This is a genomic window from Pseudonocardia sp. GCM10023141 (assembly GCF_042653605.1).
In genome coordinates this window covers 1-21,062 of sequence record NZ_JBHSIR010000090.1, presented here as the reverse complement: position 1 = coordinate 21,062, position 21,062 = coordinate 1, and the positions used below count along the sequence as shown (strand labels likewise).

The 21,062-nt window shown below is 72.1% G+C and carries 17 protein-coding genes and 1 pseudogene; 8 read left to right on the top strand and 10 right to left on the bottom strand.

Annotated elements, in window-relative coordinates:
* Positions 1–634: 634 nt before the first annotated feature.
* Complete coding sequence (locus ACFPFQ_RS48170; protein ID WP_379630045.1) at positions 635–1,879, top strand: acyl-CoA dehydrogenase family protein; 1,245 nt, start codon at positions 635–637, stop codon at positions 1,877–1,879.
* A gap of 24 nt (positions 1,880–1,903) precedes the next feature.
* Here ACFPFQ_RS48170 and ACFPFQ_RS48165 read toward each other — a convergent pair whose 3' ends face one another.
* The 5 genes and pseudogenes from ACFPFQ_RS48165 to ACFPFQ_RS48145 all read right to left on the bottom strand — a co-directional run bounded on the left by ACFPFQ_RS48165 (position 1,904) and on the right by ACFPFQ_RS48145 (position 5,972).
* A complete protein-coding gene (locus ACFPFQ_RS48165; RefSeq protein ID WP_379630044.1) occupies positions 1,904–2,863 on the bottom strand; it encodes a helix-turn-helix domain-containing protein in 960 nt (319 codons plus the stop codon).
* 77 nt (positions 2,864–2,940) lie between these two features.
* The gene (locus tag ACFPFQ_RS48160; protein WP_379630048.1) at positions 2,941–3,150 is read right to left on the bottom strand and encodes a hypothetical protein; all 210 of its coding nucleotides are present in this window, start codon (positions 3,148–3,150) and stop codon (positions 2,941–2,943) included.
* A 65-nt stretch (positions 3,151–3,215) separates the two neighbouring features.
* Positions 3,216–3,383, bottom strand: a pseudogene (locus ACFPFQ_RS48155) (serine/threonine protein kinase); the annotation flags it as partial.
* Positions 3,384–3,532: 149 nt separating this feature from the next.
* Positions 3,533–4,960: an FAD-dependent monooxygenase gene (locus tag ACFPFQ_RS48150; RefSeq protein ID WP_379630043.1), complete on the bottom strand. Its 1,428-nt coding sequence runs from the start codon at positions 4,958–4,960 to the stop codon at positions 3,533–3,535.
* Between the two features lie 43 nt (positions 4,961–5,003).
* Positions 5,004–5,972 carry a sigma-70 family RNA polymerase sigma factor gene (locus ACFPFQ_RS48145; protein WP_379630047.1) on the bottom strand — a complete coding sequence of 323 codons (969 nt, stop codon included), beginning with the start codon at positions 5,970–5,972 and terminating at the stop codon, positions 5,004–5,006.
* 154 nt (positions 5,973–6,126) lie between these two features.
* On the opposite strand from ACFPFQ_RS48145, the gene ACFPFQ_RS48140 reads away from it, so the two are divergent.
* A complete protein-coding gene (locus tag ACFPFQ_RS48140; RefSeq protein WP_379630042.1) occupies positions 6,127–6,954 on the top strand; it encodes an alpha/beta fold hydrolase in 828 nt (275 codons plus the stop codon).
* Positions 6,955–7,084: 130 nt separating this feature from the next.
* On the top strand, positions 7,085–8,689 hold the full coding sequence (locus ACFPFQ_RS48135) for a serine/threonine-protein kinase (protein ID WP_379630041.1): 1,605 nt from the start codon (positions 7,085–7,087) through the stop codon (positions 8,687–8,689).
* Between the two features lie 9 nt (positions 8,690–8,698).
* Here ACFPFQ_RS48135 and ACFPFQ_RS48130 read toward each other — a convergent pair whose 3' ends face one another.
* Positions 8,699–11,086 (bottom strand): FHA domain-containing protein, encoded by a 2,388-nt coding sequence (locus ACFPFQ_RS48130; RefSeq protein ID WP_379630040.1) that lies wholly within the window; start codon positions 11,084–11,086, stop codon positions 8,699–8,701.
* A 562-nt stretch (positions 11,087–11,648) separates the two neighbouring features.
* Here ACFPFQ_RS48130 and ACFPFQ_RS48125 point away from each other — a divergent pair.
* Entirely contained in the window at positions 11,649–12,566 is a 918-nt protein-coding gene (locus ACFPFQ_RS48125; protein ID WP_379630039.1) for a DUF222 domain-containing protein, read from the top strand.
* A 378-nt stretch (positions 12,567–12,944) separates the two neighbouring features.
* On the opposite strand, the gene ACFPFQ_RS48120 is transcribed toward ACFPFQ_RS48125, so the two are convergent.
* Positions 12,945–14,834 (bottom strand): acyl-CoA dehydrogenase, encoded by a 1,890-nt coding sequence (locus tag ACFPFQ_RS48120; RefSeq protein WP_379630038.1) that lies wholly within the window; start codon positions 14,832–14,834, stop codon positions 12,945–12,947.
* The gene (locus ACFPFQ_RS48115; RefSeq protein WP_379630037.1) at positions 14,831–15,508 is read right to left on the bottom strand and encodes a TetR family transcriptional regulator; all 678 of its coding nucleotides are present in this window, start codon (positions 15,506–15,508) and stop codon (positions 14,831–14,833) included. Before ACFPFQ_RS48115 ends, ACFPFQ_RS48120 begins: the two co-directional genes overlap by 4 nt.
* A gap of 56 nt (positions 15,509–15,564) precedes the next feature.
* Here ACFPFQ_RS48115 and ACFPFQ_RS48110 point away from each other — a divergent pair, with 56 nt between their 5' ends.
* The 4 genes from ACFPFQ_RS48110 to ACFPFQ_RS48095 are packed head-to-tail and all read left to right on the top strand — an operon-like array spanning position 15,565 to position 19,149.
* Positions 15,565–16,872: an acetyl-CoA C-acetyltransferase gene (locus ACFPFQ_RS48110; RefSeq protein ID WP_379630036.1), complete on the top strand. Its 1,308-nt coding sequence runs from the start codon at positions 15,565–15,567 to the stop codon at positions 16,870–16,872.
* Positions 16,872–18,194, top strand: a complete 1,323-nt coding sequence (locus ACFPFQ_RS48105) for a 3-oxoacyl-ACP reductase (protein ID WP_379630035.1) — start codon at positions 16,872–16,874, stop codon at positions 18,192–18,194. Before ACFPFQ_RS48110 ends, ACFPFQ_RS48105 begins: the two co-directional genes overlap by 1 nt.
* Positions 18,194–18,997, top strand: a complete 804-nt coding sequence (locus ACFPFQ_RS48100; protein ID WP_379630046.1) for a MaoC family dehydratase — start codon at positions 18,194–18,196, stop codon at positions 18,995–18,997. The genes ACFPFQ_RS48105 and ACFPFQ_RS48100 overlap by 1 nt, the downstream gene beginning before the upstream one ends.
* On the top strand, positions 18,994–19,149 hold the full coding sequence (locus ACFPFQ_RS48095; RefSeq protein WP_379630034.1) for a hypothetical protein: 156 nt from the start codon (positions 18,994–18,996) through the stop codon (positions 19,147–19,149). Before ACFPFQ_RS48100 ends, ACFPFQ_RS48095 begins: the two co-directional genes overlap by 4 nt.
* Before the next feature lie 3 nt (positions 19,150–19,152).
* Here the strand turns inward: ACFPFQ_RS48095 and ACFPFQ_RS48090 are convergent, their stop codons facing one another.
* Together ACFPFQ_RS48090 and ACFPFQ_RS48085 are read right to left on the bottom strand one after the other, a co-directional pair.
* Positions 19,153–19,410: a WhiB family transcriptional regulator gene (locus ACFPFQ_RS48090; protein WP_379630033.1), complete on the bottom strand. Its 258-nt coding sequence runs from the start codon at positions 19,408–19,410 to the stop codon at positions 19,153–19,155.
* Between the two features lie 115 nt (positions 19,411–19,525).
* Positions 19,526–20,575, bottom strand: coding sequence for an Lrp/AsnC family transcriptional regulator (locus ACFPFQ_RS48085; RefSeq protein WP_379630032.1), 1,050 nt, complete (start codon positions 20,573–20,575; stop codon positions 19,526–19,528).
* Positions 20,576–21,062 lie beyond the last annotated feature (487 nt).

Below are 21,062 nucleotides of genomic sequence, written 5' to 3'. Positions count from 1 at the left end.
GGCAGCGTGAAGATCACGCTGAGCCGATCTTGGTCCACCCGCGGCTTACACGGATGCCGTGACACGCCCGGCATCACGACCGAAGTGTCACCACCAGCCACACCCATAGTGTCACCGATGTCCTGACACAGGTTCGTCACCGATGTCCTGAGACATGACAGACACGTGGTGGACATGCCTCCACGATAGTTGAACAAACATTCGATTACAGGTGTGTGGCGCCCTGACAGACACGTAGATCAACACCCCATCCATCACGACTCGCGGTGCGTCCGTCCCGACTCGCGCACCCCTCGTCTCCAGCGTGTCGAGATCGCAAACTCACGTGCCGAAACGGCGAAATCACCGCGCCCGAATGGCGAAATCATCCGTGCAGTCCCGTCCCGCCCGACGCAGTTGTCCCAACTCGCGGGCCCATCCGTCGCAACTCGCGGGCCCATCCGTCGCAACTCGCGGGCCCATCCGTCGCAACTCGCGCATCTAGCCCGTCAAGTCGAGAAGGCGACGCCATCCGGCCGAACAGTGCGCGGAATGCACAGCGATGCTGCACATGCGGCCAAGCCGCCCCCGTCGACCACCCGGCAGCCTGGCCTCCCACGCCGACCCATCGGCGTCCGACCGGGAGGCCACCAGCATGGCGATCGACTTCACCCTGACGCCGGAACAGCAGGATCTCCGCCTCGCGGCACGCGACTTCGCCCGCAAGTTGCTGTCCGGGGTCGGGCCCGCGACCCGCCACCTGGCGACTCCGCAGGAACGCTGGGAGGCCACGAAGCCGATCTACGAGCAGGTCATCGCCGACGGCTGGTTGCGCCGGATCCTCCCGGCCCCGATCGGGGGAGAGGGCAAGGGGATGGTCGACTTCGCGCTGATCGCCGAGGAGTTCATCGCCGTCGACGCCAACGTCTCCCTCACGCTGTTCGCCGTGACGCTCGGGCTGACCCCGCTGATGGCGGCCGGGAGCCCCGCGCAGGTGCAGGAGCACATCGGCCGGTTCCTGGAGCCGTCCGGGGCGCCGCTGGCGGCGTTCGCGTTCAGCGAGCCGGGTGGCAGCGCCAACTACGACGCGCCCGCTCCTGCCGAGGGCATCCGCACCACCGCGGTGCTCGACGGGGACGAGTGGGTGATCGACGGGGCGAAGAAGTGGGTGTCCAGCGCGGGCGGGTGGGACGGCACGGGTCCGGACCTGCTGGCCGTCGTGTGCCGGACCAGCACCGACGCCCCGCCGGACGCGGCGCTCTCGGTGATTCTCGTGCCCGGCCCGGTCGCCGGGCTCACCGTGGACACCAGCCTCGACCTGATGGGGCACCGGGCCCACCAGACGCCGACGATCTCGCTGCGCGGGGTCCGCGTGCCGAAGGGCAACATCCTGGCCGGCCCCGGCGCGGGCCGCGACATCGTGGCCGGCAGCTTCGTCCCGACGGCCGCGCTGGTCGGCGTGTTCGCGCTGGCGAAGATGCGGGCCGCGTTCGAGTTCGCCCTCGACTTCGCGAAGAACGAGCGGCGTGCCGGCGCCGTCCCGATCATCGAGCACCAGGCCGTCGGCTACGCGCTGGCGGACGCGAAGGGGGCCATGGAGTCGGTGCGGTACCTGGCATGGAAGGCGTGCCACGCGCTCGACACGGGCAGCCCGGCCGCGGCCGAGGCCGCGCTCCACGCCAAGATCGTCGGATCCGAGACCGCGGTGCGCGTGATCACCGACCTGATGCGGGTGGTCGGCATCGACAGCTACAGCCACGAGAACCCGCTCGCCGAGATCCTGCAGGACGCGCTCGTCTACCCCCTGTTCGACGGCGGCAACCTCGGTGTCCGTCGCCGGCAGCTGCACACCATGCTCGCCGACCCGTCCTACGACCCGGCAGCTACCTACCTGGGGTGACCGGGCTACCGGGAGGGACCACGGCTAGCGGGAAGGGCGGGGGCGCAGCTCGCTCGGTGCCGTCCCGAACCGCCGCCGGAACGCTCGGCTGAACGCCGCCGGATCCGGGTAGCCGTTGCGGGCGGCGACCTCGGTGATCGTCGCCGTCTGGCGGGGGTCGGCCAGCATGCGGGCGCAGCGGTCCAGGCGCAGTGCCCGCACCGTCTCGGCGAACGACTGCTCCTGGGTCTCGAAGAGCGTGTGCAGCAAGCGCGGGGAGATCGAGAACGCCCGGCAGACCGACGCCACCGACAGCGCCGGATCGCCGAGGTGGGCATCGACGTGGCGCAGGATCGCCGCTCGCGTGCCGTCGTGCAGCGCCCGCTGATCCCGGTGTCGGGGATCTCGCTGCTGCTCACCGCCGAGCGCGACGGCCACCACCGCGGCGAACGACTGCTCCAGCTCGATCAGCGCGGACGTCGCGGTGCCGTCGTCGAGCTCCCACAGCGACCGCATGAGCGCTGTGACCACGCCACCGAGTCCCGCCGCCCCGTCGACAGGATGGCCGGTGCCGCGCCCCGGATCGGGCAGGCGCCTGCTGAGCTGCTCGTGGGGGATCCGGTACGACAGCATCCGCCACTCGGTGTCGAAGCCGAGGTAGTAGGGCTCGGTGGTGTCGAGCACGGTGAACTGGCCGGGCGCCACCACCGACTCGGTGCCGCCATTGCGCACCGCGCAGCGGCCGGCGAGCTGGAGGTTCACGAAGTAGAACGCTCCCTGCGAGCGACTGACCTCGCGCGGGCCGTGACTCGTCAGCTGCGGCTGCGAGCGGATGTCGGCCCGGTTGATCGAACCGAGCGTCCGGGTCTCGACGCGGGCGGCGAAGCCGGGCTCACCAGCTGAGGTCCGGGTCGGGGCCAGCGGTACGAAGGCCTGGCAGATGACCTCGCGCCAGAAGTCGAACTGCTCCTGGGCAGGTCGCTCGGTGATGTCCCACATCGCCATGTGCGGGCCCCCTCGGGTCGTGGTGCCCAGCATGGGTCAGGAGGCGGCGCCGGGGCAATGCCCGACGCCGGCCCGGCTCAGCGCGTGAGGGTGGCGTAGTAGGACGTGTCCGACCGCGGGCCGAGGTGCATGTCGATCCGCCCGGCGCCGTTCATCTCGAAGGCCATGACACCGGACGGGCTGCGCGGGTTGGGCGAGGTGAAGTCCATGTCCACCGCGGTCGCGGAGCTGCCCGTGATCCCGCCCGGCCACCGGAAGAACGCGGCCACCCCGGCCGCGACCAGCACCCCCGCGTTGCAGTGCGCGCGTCGCGCCCGGTCGGGATCGCCGGGCTCCAGTGGCCGTCGCGGGCCAGCCGGACGTTGGCGGGTTTCAGATCGCAGTGCACCACGCCGGCCTCGTGGATCGCAGCGAGCGCGGTCGCGGTGCCGATGGCGAGCCGGTCGAGGTCGGCACCGAGCCGCGGGCCCGAGGTGGTCACCTCGTGGCGCAGCGACGGCCCGTCGACGTACTCGCTCACGATGTAGGGCAGGTCCCCGGCGGTGTCGGCGACGATGACCTGCGCGGTGCAGAACCTTGCGTCGGCGATGTCCCTTCGGGAGAACGGGACCCGGAACCTACCGCCTCGGTGCAGCGCCGGTCTGCCCCCAGGCCCCGGTGCCGCCGTCGCTACCCGCTCCGGGCGGCCGACCAGCGCCGGACCGCGCCGAGCCGCAGCGCGCGCAGCACCGTGCCGGCTCGCATGAGGGAGCTCGGCGGGGCCTGCATCGTGGTGACGCGCGTGAGCGCCGCGTTGATGGTGGCGTCGGTCATCGACGCTGTCGCGACCTCGCCACTGATCCACCTGATCAGCGGGTAGGCGGGCGGGTACGGGCCCTCGACGTGGGGGAGCGCGAGATCGGCGAACGTCGACACCTGCCATGCGGCGTCGACCACGACCTTGACCTGCTCGAAGTAGGGCATGGCCGGCCGCTGCAGGGGCCCGGCCGGGTCGCCGTCGCCGGACCGCAGCCACATCGACAGGCAGGACGCGTGCAGGATGCCCGATGTCATGCCCTGCCCGTAGATCGGGTTGAACGACGCCACGGCGTCACCCGCCGCGATGAAGCCGGCCGGCAGCCGGTCCAGCAGGTGGAAGTCGCGGCGGCGGCTCTCGGCCTGGTGGAACGTGACGACGTCGCCGATCATGCGGGCCCGTTCGGCGATGTCCCCGAAGAACGACGGGAAGTCGCGGCGGCACCGCTGTGCGTAGTCGGCCGCGTCGCGCGAGGGCTTGTCGTCGCCGTAGCCCGCGATCAGCATGATCCACCGGTTGCCCTCGACGGCGTTGATGCCGCCGATGCGCGGCAGGCCGTCCGCCGTGGCCTCCTGCTGCACCACCGACACGCTGACGTCGCTGATCCGCGGGTCGCGCTCGAACAGCGCGGTGGCGTAGTTCAGCTTGATCGGCATCCGCCGCAGGGGCGGGCTCGGCCAACCGTCCGCCTCCAGCCAGTTGCTCATGCGGCTGGAGCGGCCCATCGCGTCGACGACCAGGTCGGCATCCACCGTGACGGGCTCGCCGTCGGTCGTGATGTAGCGGGCCCCGGTGACGCGGTCACCGTCCACGCGGATCCCCTCGGCGCGCCCCACCAGGAACGTGACTCCGGGGAGCGCGGTGGTCCGGCTGCGGACCATCGCCTCCAGGAACGGCCGGGTGGTGATCAGCGCGGGGCTCTGCGAGGCCGGCATCGGCGCGGTGCGCAGCACTCCGTTGATGATCAGCTTGATGCCTGCGGGGTCGGGCGGCTCCGCGCCCGCTGCGACTGCTGCGGCGGTGAATCCCGGGAACCAGCGATCGAGCTGGACCTGGCCTGCGGGCAGCAGCGCGTGCACCTGGCTGCCCTGTGGAACGCCGGGCCGGGGACCCGCGGTGACGTCCGTGCCGTCCCGCTCGATGATCAGCACCTCGTCCGCGTGGTCGCTGAGCACGCGGGCTGCGGCCAGCCCCGCCATCCCGCCGCCCAGCACCACCGCCCTGCGCATGATCACGGCGGGGTCACGGGGTGGCGTGCCCGCTGCGATCTCGGCGAAACGGCGAGCGGACTTCAACGGCACAGAGGTCTCCCACGGGGAACGGTGGACGGTGCGGGCACGAAGGTCAGTCGAGTGCTGCGGGCAGGCCCAGCACCGCGAAGTGCTCGGGCCCGATGAACGAGGTGATCGCGCCGATCTGCCCGCCCTCCACCGAAAGTACGTTGATCGACCAGCCGACATGGCTGCCGGTCGCCTCGTTCCACAGGTAGCAACCGACGGCGGGCTGGCCGTTGGCGCTGGTCGGCAGGTGCCGCCAGGAGCCGCAGCTCGTCAGCGGGACGGCGACGGCGAAGGCGCTGACCGCCGCGATGCCGGCGTACCAGTGCGGCAGCGGAGGCATCGACCACGTGACGTCCTCGGTGAGCAGCGCGACGAGCGCGGCGGCGTCACCTCGCTCCAACGCCGCGGAGAACCCGTTGACGATCTCCCGCAGCCGGGCGTCGCCGAGCTCGCTCAGCGCCTGCTGCTGCGTGCGGGGCGGTACGCGCTCCGCCACGATCTTGCGGGCCCGCTGCAGCGCGCTGTTCACCGACGCCGTGGAGGTCTGCATCATGTCTGCGATCTCGGCCGCGGAGAAGCCGAGCACCTCGAACAGCAGCAGCGCCGCCCGCTGGTTGCCGCCCAGGTGCTGCAGGGCGGCGACGAACGCCAGCTCGACGGACTCGCGCCGCTCGTAGCGCGTGTCCGGACCGTTGGCGTCGGGGTAGGGGCCCAACCAGGCGACCTCGGTGAGCGGGGTGTCGCCGACCACGACCTGCTCGCTGGCCGGGCTCAGGTCCATCGGCAGCGCGCGCCGACCGCGGCGGGCGACGGCGTCGAGGCAGGAGTTGGTGGCGACCGTGTAGAGCCACTTGCGCAGCGAGCTGCGACCCTCGAACGCGGCAAGCGCGCGCCACGCCCGCACCAGTGCATCCTGCAGCGCGTCGTCGGCGTCGTGGGTGGAGCCGAGCATCCGGTAGCAGTGGGCGTGCAGCTCGCGCCGCAACGGCTCGACCAGGCGGTTGAACGCCTCGTCATCTCCTGCCCTGGCCAACGCGAGCGCCGGGTCCTCGTCGCCTGCCGGCCGCTGCTCGGCGGTCTGCACAGAAAAATCGCTCACCGCGATGATTCTGCCCCACGGCGTCGGTCTTGTTCCCCGAAAGAGATCGATCACCCCGACCGACCCGCCGTTCCGGGAGGCTCTCACCATGACCGACACCACCACGGTCACCGCCGCGACACTCGCTGTGCCCGGCGCACTCCTGCACTACGAGGTCCGCGGTGCGGGCCCGCTCATCGCGCTCATCGGCGCCCCGATGGACGCCGCGGCGTTCGCACCGCTCGCGGACCTGCTCGCCACGGACCACACCGTGCTCACCTCCGACCCGCGTGGGGCGAACCGCAGCACCATCGAGGACCGCGACGCCGACTCGACCCCGGAGATCCGCGCTGACGATCTCGCCCGGCTGTTGACGCACCTCGATGCCGGCCCCGCCGTGGTACTCGGGTCCAGCGGTGGCGCGGTCACCACGTTGGCGCTCGTCCAGGCCCGCCCCGACCTGCTGCACACCGCGATCGCCCACGAGCCCCCGCTGATCAACCTGCTCGACGACCGCGATGAGGTCCGCGCCGCCACCGACGACATGTGCGCCACCTACCTGGGCGGCGACCACCTGGGGGCATGGCGCAAGTTCATGGCGAACGCGAACATCGAGTTGCCGCCCGGCGTGCTCGAGCACATGTTCGGCGACGACCGCGACCCGAAGACCCTGGCAGGCGAGCACTTCTGGTTCGCCCACGAGCTCCGGCCCTCCACGTACTGGAACCCCGATCTCCACGTCCTGCGCAGCTCCCCGGTGCGCATCGTCGCCGGGATCGGGGACGCCTCGACCGGCCAGGAGTGCGACCGCACCACCACCGCGCTCGCGGCCCGCCTCGGCATCGAGCCCACCCTCTTCCCGGGCGGTCACACCGGTTTCGTCGACGACCCGCAGACGTTCGTCGTGCGGCTGCGCGCGGTGCTGGACGAGAACTGAGGAGCGATCGAGGAGGGCGCCGCCTCGTCCGTTCGGCCCTGGTCACCCGGCCCGCTCCCCGCTAGCCTGCCCGTCCTGTATCTGCACGGGCGGGGCCGTCGGACCGGGACGACACCCTGGGAGATCGTGCGTGACGGATGAGATGTTCGGGCCCTACCGGCTCGAGGCCCTGCTCGGCCGCGGCGGCATGGGCGAGGTCCACCGCGCCTACGACACCGTCCGCGAGCGCGTGGTCGCGATCAAGCGACTGCCGGTCCGGCTGGCCGCGGAGGCGGAGTTCGAGGCGCGGTTCCGGGCCGAGTGCGCGCTGGTCTCACGGCTGCGCGAACCACACGTCATCCCTATCCACGACTACGGCGAGATCGACGGCAGGCTCTACCTCGACATGCGCCTCGTCGAGGGTCCCGATCTGGCCGGCCTGCTCGACGTGCAGGGCCCGTTGCCTGCCGCACGCGCGGTCGAGATCGTCGCGCAGGTCGCGGCGGCACTCGACGTAGCCCACGCCGAGGGGCTGGTGCACCGCGACATCAAGCCCAGCAACGTGTTGATCACGCCGGGTGCCGGCGGAGCAGGCGACTTCGTCTACGTCGCCGACTTCGGCATCGCCCGCGCGGTCAGCAACGGCTCCACGGCGCTGACCGCGACCGGAGCGACCGTCGGATCGCTGGAGTACATGGCGCCGGAGCGGTTCACCGGCGGCCACGGTGACCATCGCGTTGACGTGTACTCCCTGGGCTGCCTGCTCTTCGAGGCACTGACCGGGCGCAAGCCGTTCGTCGGTGAGGGTCTGCCCGCGATGATCAACGCGCATCTGAACACGGCGCCGCCACGACCGTCCGAGCACGTCCCGGGCCTGCCGGACGGCCTGGACGCGGTCGTCGCCCGTGGCATGGCGAAGGATCCCGACGACCGCTACCCCTCCGCAGGCGCACTGGTGGGGGATGCCCGCGCGGCGCTGGCGGGAGGTGCGCTCGATGCCGTCACCGAGCGCGTGCCGGCGGCGGCGCCGACCTGGATCCCGTCCGCGGCAGAACTGGCCGCAGCCGTGCCGGCAGCGCACGGGCACGCGCCGCCGCGGCGGCGTCGGGGTGCGCTGGTGCTGGCCGCCGTGCTGGCGGTGCTGGTGGTGCTGGGAGGGGCGACGTTCCTGCTCGCGACCGGCGGGTCGGCGGGAGCACCGGAGGCCCGGGCGGACCCGGGCGCCGTGCCCGGCACGCAGCAGGCGCCGGAGGTGGTGGTACCGACGACGGTACCGGCGACCGCGGAGGCCCCGGCGCCACCGGTGCGGTTGCCCGCGACCACGGCAGCTCCCCAGCCCGCGCCCCAGCCCGTTCCCCAGCCGCAACCCGTTCCCCAGCCGCAGCAGCAGCCCGTTCCCCAACCCCAGCCCGTTCCGCAGCCGCGGGTCGAGCCCGTCCAGCCGAGCGCGCCGTCGATCGTCGGCCGGTCCAGCTACCAGCAGGGTGTGCTGATCTACCTGAGCGTCTCCTACACCGACGCCGACGGGGATGCGGCGGGCTTCGGCTTCCGGGGCGTGAACGGCTCCGGGTGGGCGCCGGAGTCGCACCCGTTCAGCAGCCCGTCCTACGGGAGGGTGTCGCCGGGGCGGGTCGAGTACCCGTTCAACCACGGCTGCGGGCAGCCCAACCAGATCTCCTCCGACGTCGAGTTCTGGATCTACGACAGCGGCGGACGGCGCAGCGCGTCCACGGTCGTGCACCTGGCCTGCGGCTGACCGGCGGGTTCAGCCGCGGCGCCGGGTGCGGGGGTCGAGCCGGGACAGGCGCACGGCGATCAGCGTGATCAGCGCTCCGGCGATCCCGACGAGGATCAGCCCCTCGGCGCTCCACACGGCGGCGGTGTGGGCCCACAGCGGGTCGACGGGGCCGGGCGCCGTGGACCCGAGGTCGGTGGTGGCCGCGGCCATCGCGAACCCCCAGCGGGCCGGGGCCAGCCAGGCCAGCTGCTCGAGCACCGGCCGGTCGAAGACGGGGAACAGGCCGGCGGAGAAGATCAGCTGCACCATGATCATGAGTACCAGCAGCGGCATCCCGCGGTCGGCGTTGTCGATGAACGCGGAGATCGCCAAGCCGATCAGCATCGTCGTGATCGTGACGCCGAGCACCGCCACGAGGATCTCGAGCTGTCCCCAGTGCAGCACCAGCGGGTTGTCCGGACCGTTGCGGCCCCACAGGCTCAGCGCGGTGAAGAGCGTGGCCTGCACGCCCACCACGGCGGTCAGCACCACCACCTTCGACGCGAGGTAGGCGCCCAGCGCCAGCCCGATCGCGCGTTCCCGGCGGTAGATGGGCTTCTCCTTGATCAGCTCGCGGATCGAGGCCGCGGCACCCATCAGCGCCCCGCCGATGATGAGGATCAGCAGCAGCTGGCCGGGCTGGCGGTCCTGGGCCGCCTTCGCCGCGCTCGCCGACAGCCCCGCGGATCCCGGGACGGCGCGTGCCAGCAGGCTCAGCACCAGCGGCAGCACGGCGAGGAAGATCGCGTACTGCCGGTCGGACGCGATCACCGCCAGGTAGCGGCGGCACAGCACGGCGAACTGCACGTGCGCCCGTTGCTGGCGCGGCCCCGGGTCGGGGATCTCCGGTCGCGTGTCGCCTGCGGGGGGACGGGCCTGCGCGCGCGGTTCGACGTAGCGCCGGTACGCCGGCGTCGCCCGGAAGCGCTGGGCCCAGTGCTCGCCGTCGTGCTGCTCCAGCATCAGGAAGATGTCGGCGTAGTCCTTCTGCCCGAAGTGCGCGAGCGCCTCGGCCGGTGGACCGAAGAAGGCGAGGTGCCCGCCGCGCGCGAGCAGCAGGAGCAGATCGCACTGCTCGAGGTTGGCGACGTTGTGGGTGACCACGACGACGGTGCGGGCGTTGTCGGTGTCGTCGGCGAGGCCGCGCAGGGTCTGCATCACCGAGCGGTCCATGCCCGGGTCGAGCCCGGACGTCGGCTCGTCGAGGAACAGCAGCGACGGGCGGGTCAGCAGCTCCAGCGCCACGCTGGTGCGCTTGCGCTGCCCGCCGGAGAGCTGCGTGATGCGCTTCTCGGCGTGCTCGGTGAGGCCGAGCTCGCCGAGCACCTCGTCGATGCGCTGCTGCCGGTCGGCCGCCGTCGTGTCGGCCGGGAACCGCAGCTGCGCGGCGTAGGTCAACGCCGACCGCACGGTGAGCTGCGTGTGCAGGACGTCGTCCTGGGGCACCAGCGCGATGCGGTGGCGCAGCTCGGCGTAGTCGGCGTAGAGGCTGCGCCCGGCGTAGCGGACCTCGCCCGTGTCGGCCGGCCGGGACCCGACGAGCGCGTTGAGCAGCGTCGACTTGCCCGCCCCGCTCGGCCCGATCACGGCCACCATCGTGCGACCCGGCACCGCGAAGCTGACGGGGTGCAGCAGCGTGTCGCCCTTCGCGGTGCGCACGCTGATGTCCTGTGCCTCGAACGTGTTGTCGCCGGTGTCGAGGTAGGTGATGAGCTGGTCGTCCTGCAGCTGCAACAGGGCGTGCCCGACACCCAGCACGTCGCTCTCGGTGAGCGGGGTGGTGGTGATGCGCCTGCCGTTGACGAACGTGCCGTTGCCGCTGCGCAGGTCCGTGACCTCCCAACCGCCCCCCGCGGTGCGCTTGAGCACGGCGTGGCGTCGCGACGCCAGCAGGTCGTCGACGACCACGTCGTTGTCGGGCAGCCGACCGATCGTGATCTGCGGGCTGCGCACCTGGTGGACGGCCGAGAACCGGCCCTGCTCGGCGATCGAGTCGCTGCGCCGCATGTGCACGACCGTCGCGGAGTCGCTCGGCGGAGCCTGCGGGGGTGGGGCTGCGTTGGAGCCGTTGGGGAGGAACTGGACGGCCACCCCGTTCGGGCTCGGCGCGCCCATCACCACGGTGGTGGCGCCGACCACGGCCAGCTCGGTGACCCGCTGCCCGGAGTGGAACAGCCCGTTGCGGCTGCGGTCGATCAGCGTCCAGCCACCGGGCCGGGGCTCCAGCACGGCGTGGCAGCGGGAGATCGACGGGTGGTCGAGATCGACGTCGGCGCCGGACCCGCGCCCGATCACCACCCGCCGCTGCGGCGCGACGATCACCCGACCGTCGACGACGATGTGCAGTGGCGGCGCCGCCGGATCGTCCGTGCCCACTCGTCCCCCCACTGCTGATCAGCCGATGGTTGCGGTCCGGCCGGGCGACGTCGCAGGTGGGTCGGGCCGCGGCGTCACCCTACGCAGGGGGTTGGTGGGGTGGCCACCGGATCGGGTGGTCGGGTCCTGCTGTCCATCGGGTGCGGTTGGGTGGTGTGCCCCGGCTTTCGTGCCGCCTCACCGGCGGGGCAGGTCTCCGGGAGGGCACTCGGCCCGGTGTGCGCGCGCTGTGCGCGCTTGGGTTCTCTTGCCCGGCAGGGTTCTGGGGAAGCCGGGTCAGGCGTTGCCCGCAGTGACCGGTCAGCGCAGGTCAGCGCGCGAGTTGCGGTGAATGGGCCCGCGAGTTGCGACGGAACGGCCCGCGAGTTGCGACGGAACGGCCCGCGAATCGGGACGGGCTGCCCGCGAGTCGGGACGGGCTGCACCGCGAGGCGGGATGGATGGGCGCGCGAGTCAGGACGGGTGGGCCCGGGAGCGGGTCGGTTGGGGCGGTTTCAAGATTTCTTCCGGGTCCGGCCTGGGGAGGGCCGGAACTGTCAGTGCTCGAATGCATGTTCGAGTCATGAGGGATCCGGTTCGGCTCTGGGAGCGAGTGGCAGCTCTGCCGCCCGGTCCCGAGCTGGCTGCGGTCCTCGCCGCCATGGCGTGGGAGACCATCCCCAACGCGCACATCGGTGACGTGGTCGCCGCGCGGGTTCGGCAGCGCGCGCACGAGGACGCGGAACTGCTGGTCGGGATGGTGCACCTCGCCCGGTCCACACCGCTCGCAGAGCTCGGCGACGCAGTGGTGGGGCGGGCCGAGCGGTCCTACGAGTGGGCGTCCTCGGAGATCGCCGCACTGTTGACCTTGACCCCCACCGCAGCGGATCGGGAGCTCGGGTTGGCCGAGCAGCTCCATGATCACCTGCCGTTGGTGTTGGCGGCGTTTCGGGCCGGACGGATCGACCGCAGCAAGGCGTGGATGTTCTGCGAGTACCTCGATCCCGCCGAGCTGACCGCCGCCCAGATCGCTGTGGTGTGTGAACGGTTGGTGCCGGGTGCGTCGGGGTGGACCACCCGGCAGCTCGCCAACGGGTTGTGGCGCGCGATCCTGGCCATCGATCCCGCCTATCAGCGGCGGAAGTATCAGCGTGCGGTGGAGAAGTGTGGTGTGTCGTGTCATCTGGACCCGATCACCGGCACCGCCACCGTCGTTGCCCAAGGACTCCCGCCCGATGAGGCGGCGGCCGCGTGCGCGCGGCTGGATCGGCTTGCCGAGGCCGCGCGTCGCAAGGGTTGTCCGGGAACGCTCGGCCAGATCAGTGCCGATCTGTATCTGGGCATGCTCGACGGCCGGTCCCAGGGTCTGACCGAGGCGTCGACAGCACCGGCCAACTGTTGCACGGCGGGTTCCTGCGCAGCCGCCCCAAGAACCGTGGCGGCAAGGCGCGAGGTGGTGTCGTGCAGATCCACCTCACCCTCGCCGAGCTCAAGGCGCTGATCGCCGATCCTGGCGCGTGGGCCGGGGTGTTGGCGGAGATCGCCGCAATTGGGCCAACCGCGCCAAGAAGCAGGAGGCGGCACGACGGCGGGCGCGGTTCTTCCGTGGCTCGGTCGCGCGCAACACCGGCTACGGGACCAGCATTGCATCGGCCCGGGCTGCACCCGATCGGCCCGCCGCTCCGACCTCGATCACACGCTCGATCACGGCAAGGGCGGCGACACCGTCGAGGAGAACCGCAGCCCGCCGAACACGACGAAGGGTCCGGCACCGCACGCCGGGTGGATCTACGCATCCTGTGCAACCGGCCGCGCCTCCACCGCAACGGCCACCTCCGACCCCGCCGGTGATCCACCCCGACGCCGAGCCTGCGCCGTTCTAGGCGGGCGTCGGGCGGGAGGGCTGCTCGCCGTCGAGCAGGGGGCAGTCGAGCCACGGTTCGGGGATGCCGAAGCCGTCCACCAGCGTGCGGGCGTGGGGGCGGAGCTCGCCGCAGAGCGCGTTGACGGCTGCCGTCACGGCCTTGGTACCGGTTGCGGTGAGGTAGGCGTGTTCCACGAACCAGGCGCGCTCGCGTTCGATCGTCGCGACGCCGTGCAGGGCCAACACGCGCTCCAGCAGGGCGTTGGTGGTGGGGTCGGTGACGCCGTCGACGGCGGTGGCGAATGCGTCGAACACGATCCGGTCGACGTGGGCGCGAGCGGCCTCCAGGAGGTGGTCCTGGGCGGCGTTGAAGATCCCGAACTGGTCGGCGCCGGGCGCGAGCGCGGCGCGCATCCGGCGCGCCAGCCCCGCGAGGATGTGGTCCTCGCGCTCGGTGAGCAGCCACCGCTGGTAGGTGCGGTCACGGACGTCGCCGCGCCGCAGCACCGCGCGGGCGCCGGTGCGCTCGGCGACGGTGTCCGCCACCAGGTCGGCGGCGAAGCGGGCCTTGCCGAGCATGTCGAGCCGGCCGACGCGGCGGGCGTAGTCGGACAGGAGGGTCTTCGCCACGAGCTGCAGGAGCACCGTGTTGTCGCCCTCGAAGGTGGTGAAGACGTCGGTGTCGGCCTTGAGCTGGGGGAGCATGTTCTCCGACAGGTAGCCGGCGCCGCCGCACGCCTCGCGGCAGGTCTGGATCGAGTGGGTGGCGTGCCAGGTGCCGATGGCCTTGATCCCGGCAGCGCGGGTCTCCAGCTCGCGCTGGAGCCCTTCGTCAGGAACGGCGTCGAACTTCTGCTGCTCGTGCATCCGCCCCACCAGGTCCTCCTGGGCGAAGTGCAGCGCGTAGGTCGTGGCCAGTGCCGGCAGCAGCTTGCGCTGGTGGGCGAGGTAGTCGAGCACCACCACCTCCTCACCCGTGGCCGGATCGGAGAACTGGCGACGGGTGGCGCCGTAGCGGATCGCCAGCGTCAGCGCCTTCTCCGCGGCGCTGCCCGCGCCGCCCGCCACGCTGATCCGGCCGCGGACCAGGGTGCCGAGCATCGTGAAGAACCGGCGGGACTCGCTCGCGATCTCGCTCGAGTAGGTGCCGTCCGGTGCGACGTCGGCGAAGCGGTTGAGCAGGGCCTCGCGCGGCACCCGGACGGAGTCGAACACCAGCCGCCCGTTGTCGACGCCGTTGAGGCCCGCCTTGCGGCCGCAGTCGGAGATCGTGACGCCGGGCATGGCGGCGCCGTCCGCGTCGCGGATCGGGACGAGGAACGCGTGCACGCCGTGGCTTGTGCCTTCCGTGACGAGCTGGGCGAACACGGCGGCCATCCGCGCGTCCCGGGCGGCGCCGCCGATGTAGTCCTTGCGCGCCGCCCGGTTCGGGGTGTGGATCACGAACTCGTCGGTGGCGACGTCGAACGTGGCCGTGGTGAGGAGGTGTTGCACGTCGGAACCGTGGCCGGTCTCGGTCATGGCGAAGCAGCCCAGCAGGGTGCCGTCCATCGTGTCGCGCAGGTAGCGGTCGTGGTGGCGGGCGGTACCGAGGTTCTGCAGCGCACCACCGAACAGGCCCCACTGCACGCCCGCCTTGACCAGCAGCGACAGGTCGCCGTAGCCGAGCATCTCGAACGCGGTGACGACGCCGCCGACGTCGCCCTCGCCCCCGTAGGCGGGGTCGAACCCCTGGTGCGGACGGCGGGTACCGGCGAGCTGGTGCAGCGCCTCGGTGACCTGCGCGCGGTAGTCGTCGGTGGGCAGGTCCGGGTCGAGCTTGAGCGCGCCGAGTTGGGCGCGCACCTCCTCGCGGGCGCCGCTCCAGCGCCCGTCGAGCACCTGCTGCAGTGCGGTGGATGTCATGACTGCTCCTCAGAGGCGGCGAGGACGCCGGAGATGCCGGCCCACGCCAGGTCGGTGAGATGGGTGGCCAGCTCGGCGCGGGTCATGCCTGCGGGCCGGACCAGCCAGTTGTCGGCGGCGCCGCGCACCAGGCCGACGAGGCCGTGGCCCCAGGGCACGGCGGCGACGGTGGCGGCGCCGGTGCGGCGCAGCTGTTCGGCGATGACGGCCGCGGCCTCGTCACCGATGACGGTGACGAGGTCGGCGACCGGATCGGGCTCGGGAGCCGGATCCGGACCGTGCCCGGTGGCGGTGTCGACGAGCGGGCGGTCGACGAGCGGGCGGTGTACCACGAACCGGTACACCTCGGGATCGTGCTCGATGAGCCGCAGGTAGGCCTCGATACCGGCCGCGACCTGGTCACGGGGGCCGGCGGCGCCCGTGACGGCTTCGCGGATCTGTCCGAGCAACACATCGGCCACGCGCGCGCAGACCGCGACGTAGAGCAGTGTGCGGGTGGCGAAGTGCCGGTAGACCACGGTCTTGCTGGTGGCGGCCTGTGCGGCGACCTCGTCCATGCCGACGCCGGCGCCGTGCTCGCGGATCGCGAGTATCGCGGCATCGACGAGCGCGACGCGGCGCTCCTGCCGGTGGGCGTCCCATCGGCTGGCGCGCTTGTCGCGGGTCACCTTCATAGAACTGACAGTACCGTGTACTTTAGGTATCGGCTACCGATGGGTAAGGGGACAACATGTCGAACGCACGCCCAGAACTCCGCAGAGCCGCCGTGATCGGCGGTAACCGCATCCCGTTCGCCCGCGCGAACGGCGCCTACGCGCGGGCGTCCAATCACGACATGCTCACCGCCACGCTCGACGGCCTCGTCGCCCGCTTCGGGCTCGCCGGGGAGCGGCTCGGTGAGGTGGCTGGTGGCGCCGTCCTGAAGCACAGTCGCGACCGTGACCTCACCCGCGAGTCCGTGCTCAGCAGCACGCTCGCGCCCACGACGCCCGCCTACGACGTGCAACAGGCCTGCGGCACCGGCCTCGAGACGGCTGTGCTCGTCGCCAACAAGATCGCGCTCGGGCAGATCGAGAGCGGCATCGCGGCCGGCGTGGACACCGCGAGCGACGCACCGGTGGCGCTCAACGACGACCTGCGCCGCATCCTGATGCAGCTCAACGGCGCGAAGAGCGTCGGGGACCGGCTCAAGGCGCTGGCCGGGCTGCGGCCGGGCCAGATCGTGCCGGAGATCCCGCGCAACGCGGAACCCCGCACCGGGCTGTCGATGGGCGAGCACGCCGCGATCACCGCGCTGGAATGGCAGGTCGGTCGCGAGGAGCAGGACGCGCTCGCCGCGGCGAGCCACCACCATCTCGCCGCCGCCTACGACCGGGGCTTCTTCGACGACCTCGTCACCCCGTACCTGGGTCTGACCCGCGACCAGAACCTGCGCGCCGACACCTCCGAGGAGAAGCTGGCGAAGCTCGCGCCCGTGTTCGGCAAGGGTGCGGGCGCCACGATGACCGCGGGCAACTCCACGCCGCTCACCGACGGCGCCGCCGCGGTGCTGCTGGGTTCCGACGAGTGGGCGGCCTCGCACAAGCTGCCGGTGCTCGCCCACATCGTCGACGCGGAGACCGCGGCGGTGGACTTCGTGCACGGCACCGAATCACACGGCCCCGACGGGCTCCTCACGGCACCGGTGTTCGCCGTGCCGCGGCTGCTCGAACGCAACGGGTTGACGCTGCAGGACTTCGACTTCCACGAGATCCACGAGGCGTTCGCCTCCACCGTGCTCGCCACGCTGAAGGCCTGGGAGGACCCGGCGTTCGCCAAGGAGCGCCTCGGCCTCGACGCCCCGCTGGGGTCGATCGACCGCACGAGGCTCAACGTCAACGGGTCGTCGCTGGCCACCGGACACCCGTTCGCGGCCACCGGCGGGCGGATCGTCGCCACGCTGGCGAAGCTGTTGCACGAGAAGGGTTCCGGGCGCGGACTCGTCTCGATCTGCGCGGCAGGCGGCCAGGGCGTCGTCGCGATCCTCGAGGCGGCCTGATGAGCGGCGTCAGCACGAGCAGGGACACCTTGCGCGATCTGTCCCAGATCGGTCTCGTCCAGGCACTGGGCGTGCCGCGGATCCCGCAGCTGCGCCGGTTCGTCGCGGGTGCGCCACTGCTGGACGGGCCCGCACTCGTCGGGTCGGTCGGTGACGGGTCGTTCGCGAAGCAGGTGCAGGCACTCCTCGACGACGCCGGCGTCGCTCGGGCAGCCGACGAGGGCAAGGTCGCCGCGGTCGTCCTCGACGCCTCGGGCGCCCGGACGCTCGACGACCTCGCCGCGATCCAGCAGTTCCTCACCCCGGCGGTGAAGCGCCTCGCGCCGGTGGGGCGCCTGCTGTTGCTGGGCCCGGAACCGGCGGATGCTCCCGACGTCGAGGCGGCGGCCGTCGCACAGGCTCTCGACGGGCTCGTCCGGTCGGTCGCCAAGGAGGTGCGCGCCGGCGCCACCGCCAACCTGCTGGTCGTGACGCCCGACGCGGACATCACGTCCACGGTGCTGTTCTTCCTGTCCGCCCGGTCGGCCTATGTGGACGGTCAGGTCGTGCGGGTCGGTGCCGCGGTCGGCACACCGGAGGTGGCGGACACGCTCACCGGGCGCGTCGCGGTCGTCACCGGTGCGGCGCGGGGGATCGGCGCTGCCATCGCCGACACGCTCGCGCGCGACGGTGCCACGATCGTCGCCGTCGACATCCCGGCGGCGGGGGAGTCGCTCTCGGCGGTCGCCAACCGCACCGGCGGCACGGCCCTGCAGCTCGACATCACCGCACCGGACGCCGCGGACCGCCTGCTCACGCACCTGCGCGAGCGCCACGGCCACGTCGACATCGTCGTGCACAACGCCGGCATCACCCGCGACAAGCTGCTGGCCAACATGGACGCCGACCGCTGGAACGCGGTGCTGGCCGTCAACCTGCGGGCGCAGCTGGCGATCAACACCGCGCTGCTGGGCTCCGACGTGCTCGGCGACAGCGCCCGGATCGTGTCCGTCGCCTCCACCAGCGGCATCGCCGGCAACCGCGGCCAGACCAACTACGCCGCCAGCAAGGCGGGCGTGATCGGGATGGTCCGGGCGCTGGCACCGCAGCTCGCGCAGCGCGGCGCCACGATCAACGCGGTGGCACCGGGGTTCATCGAGACGGACATGACGGCGAAGATGCCGCTCGGCACCCGCGAGGCGGGTCGCCGGATCAACAGCCTGCGCCAGGGCGGCCTGCCCGTCGACGTCGCGGAGACGATCGGCTGGCTCGGGCGGGCCGCCTCCGGCGGGGTCACCGGCCAGGTCGTGCGCGTGTGCGGCCAGAGCATGCTGGGGGCGTGATGTCGCTCGCACCGCTCTACCTCAGGGCCGCGGTCGGGTCGATCGGCTGGCGGGCGTCGATACTGCCGGACACGGTGCTGACCCGCGAGGCCACGGTCGACCGGGACCATCTCGCCGCCTACGCGCGGGTCTGCGGTTTCGACGTGGGTGACACGCTGCCGCCCACCTATCCGCACCTGCTCGGGTTCCCGCTGCAGCTGGAGCTGATGGCGGCGCGGACGTTCCCGCTGGCGCTGCCCGGACTCGTCCACATCCGCAACACGATCACCGTGCGGCGCCCGATCGACGCCGCGGAGGTGCTGACCGTCGGGGTGCGTGCCGAGCGGTTCCGGGCGCACCCCAAGGGCGCCCAGGTCGATCTCGTCGCCGCCATCACGGCGGGCGGTGAACCGGTGTGGGACGGCCGCAGCACCTACCTCGCGCGGGGAGCCACCGCACCGGGGGCGGAGGCGGGCGAGGCAACGGAACCACCGGAGATCGTCGACGGGCCTCCGACCGCGGTGTGGCACGTGGACGGCGGCACCGGACGTCGCTACGCCGGCGTCAGCGGTGACGTGAACCCGATCCACCTGCACCCGCTCGCCGCACGCGCGTTCGGCTTCCGCCGCGCCATCGCGCACGGCATGTGGACGGCCGCGGCCGCGCTCGCCACCCTGGAGGGCCGGTTGCCCGGCGCGCTGACCTACGACGTGGCGTTCGGCAAGCCACTGCTGCTCCCGTCCACGGTCGAGCTGCGCGTCCGACCGGCCGGTCCCGGCTGGGACATCGGCGTCGGCCCGCACCTGCGCGGAACCCTTCGATGACGGCGCCACGGTCCCGGACGGTCTCCGACAGCGTCGTGATCGCCGCTGTTGCCGACCGCGTGCTCACCCGTGGGCAGGCCTTCGCGGACTTGCAGCGCCGCAACATCCGCACCACCACATTGGACCGGCTCAAGGCCGACGTCGAGTGCTGACGGTCAGGTGGTGAGCGAGGTGGCGCTGCCGGTACGGGTACGCGGACGCCTGCGCCGGCGCTCCTCCTCGGTGAGCCCACCCCAGATGCCCTCGCGGAGGCCGTTGACCATCGCCCACTCCAGGCACGTGTCGACCACCGGGCAGCGCCGGCACACCGATTTCGCCTCGGCGATCTGGATCAGCGCCGGACCTGACGTACCCACGGGGAAGAACAGCTCGGGCTGTTCCTTGCGACAGTTTGCGCGGTCCCACCAGTGCATGCCTCCCCCTTTCCGGATTGGATAGGAAGAAACGATAAGTGGCCGATTGTCCGGCGTCGAGGGATTTGCCGATGCTTACCACCGATGGTGCGTATCGCGCCTTCGCACTGGCGGATCAGATGGCCGAAAGGGTAGGGGCCACGAGCCGCCGGTACGACCCGGCGGAGTCGCCGGTGTCCCAGGGGTCCAGCACGATCTGTGCCGTGGCCCGGCCGCGTGCGTCCAGCATCCGCCCGAAGCGCTTGATGGTGCGCAGGATGACCACCCGATCGGCCACGTGCACCACCGGGAAGCGCTCGGCGAGCGTCACCTCCACCCGCTCGAGCTCGGTGAGGCCGGGCAACCAGAAGCACAGCAGCAGGTTGGACGGCCCACCGGCGAGCTCCGCGGACAGGCGCGTGCCCGGCAGCGCGGCGACCGCACGGCCGACGGCCGCCAGCTCGTCTGGCGGCACGATCGTGCGGATGTTCGCCACGACCGGGGTGCCGGTCACGGAGCGCGTCACATCGCACCGGATCACGAGCTGACGGTGAGCGAGTGCGGTGTCCATGTGCCGCCGCGCGGTGGCCCGGCTGACACCGAGCCGCTGTGCGAGCGCGCTGACGCTGATGCGGCAGTCACCCGCCATGGCGTGCAGGAGCTCGCGCACGTCGGGCTCGGGGAGTGGCGGCGCGGTGGGCGGCCTGCGCAGCCGGGCCTCGTCGAGCGTGCCCCGCTGCCCGGTGCGATCTGCCGTGAAGAACTGCGTCGCCAGGTAGCTCCGGGTCGCGATCACCCCGGGCACCTGCGCGATCTCGGCGAGCAGGACGTCGGAGATCCCGTCGAGTCCGGGAGCGAACACCGTGAGGCACAGGTCGTGGCCGCCGGTCACGTGCTCGACCGACGCGATCCGGGGGTTGCCGGCGAGTTCGCGACCGGCTGCTGCGGCCTGGTCGGTGGCGCAGTTCACCTCCACGAAGGCCAGGCACATGTGATCGGCCCGGGGCGTGCCGGGATCGGCCGTCAGCCAGGCCGTGCCGTCGTCGACCAGCCGTGCCCAGCGCCGTGCCGCGGTGGCGGCATCGACGTCGAGCGCCTGCCCGATCTTCGCCCACGGCGCGCGCGGGTCGAGCCTGATCGCGGCGATCAGGGCTAGGTCGGTCTCATCGGTGAGCGGACGGGGCATGGACACATCCTGTGGCATCGGCTGTTGTCGTGGGGATCGGGATGGTCGGATTCGTCCGGGTTTAACCGGGGCTCAACGTTGTGTGGGGGTCTGGGGTCGCGACAGGTTCTCGCGAGTTGGGGTGGATGGGCCCGCGAGTTGGGACCGATGGACCCGCGAGTTGCGACGGATGGGCCCGCGAGTTGCGACGGATCGGCCCGCGAGTTGCGACGGATGGGCCCGCGAGTTGCGACGGATGGGCCCGCGAGTTGGGGTCGGCGGGTGCGTGGATTTACGGGTCTTTTCGGGTCGCGTTGGGTGGCGTGCCCCGGCTTTGCCGCCGGTCAGGTGCGGTCGGTCGCGTGCCCCGGCTTTACCGCCGCCTCGCCGGCGGGGCAGGTCTCCGAGAGGGGGTCGTGCCCTCCCGTCGACCTCCCAGATGAGTGTGCCAGCCTGAGTTGGCCCCACTTGGAGCCCGAGTGATGGCTTGAGGTGGCCCCACCCTCGA

Coding starts and splice junctions, on each gene's coding strand:
- ACFPFQ_RS48125 (WP_379630039.1), top strand. CDS start 11,649: ATGAGGGATCCGGTTCGGCTCTGGGAGCGAGTGGCAGCTCTGCCGCCC.
- ACFPFQ_RS48120 (WP_379630038.1), bottom strand. CDS start 14,834: ATGACATCCACCGCACTGCAGCAGGTGCTCGACGGGCGCTGGAGCGGC.
- ACFPFQ_RS48095 (WP_379630034.1), top strand. CDS start 18,994: ATGACGGCGCCACGGTCCCGGACGGTCTCCGACAGCGTCGTGATCGCC.
- ACFPFQ_RS48115 (WP_379630037.1), bottom strand. CDS start 15,508: ATGAAGGTGACCCGCGACAAGCGCGCCAGCCGATGGGACGCCCACCGG.
- ACFPFQ_RS48165 (WP_379630044.1), bottom strand. CDS start 2,863: ATGGCGATGTGGGACATCACCGAGCGACCTGCCCAGGAGCAGTTCGAC.
- ACFPFQ_RS48170 (WP_379630045.1), top strand. CDS start 635: ATGGCGATCGACTTCACCCTGACGCCGGAACAGCAGGATCTCCGCCTC.
- ACFPFQ_RS48105 (WP_379630035.1), top strand. CDS start 16,872: ATGAGCGGCGTCAGCACGAGCAGGGACACCTTGCGCGATCTGTCCCAG.
- ACFPFQ_RS48090 (WP_379630033.1), bottom strand. CDS start 19,410: ATGCACTGGTGGGACCGCGCAAACTGTCGCAAGGAACAGCCCGAGCTG.
- ACFPFQ_RS48140 (WP_379630042.1), top strand. CDS start 6,127: ATGACCGACACCACCACGGTCACCGCCGCGACACTCGCTGTGCCCGGC.
- ACFPFQ_RS48085 (WP_379630032.1), bottom strand. CDS start 20,575: ATGCCCCGTCCGCTCACCGATGAGACCGACCTAGCCCTGATCGCCGCG.
- ACFPFQ_RS48110 (WP_379630036.1), top strand. CDS start 15,565: ATGTCGAACGCACGCCCAGAACTCCGCAGAGCCGCCGTGATCGGCGGT.
- ACFPFQ_RS48100 (WP_379630046.1), top strand. CDS start 18,194: ATGTCGCTCGCACCGCTCTACCTCAGGGCCGCGGTCGGGTCGATCGGC.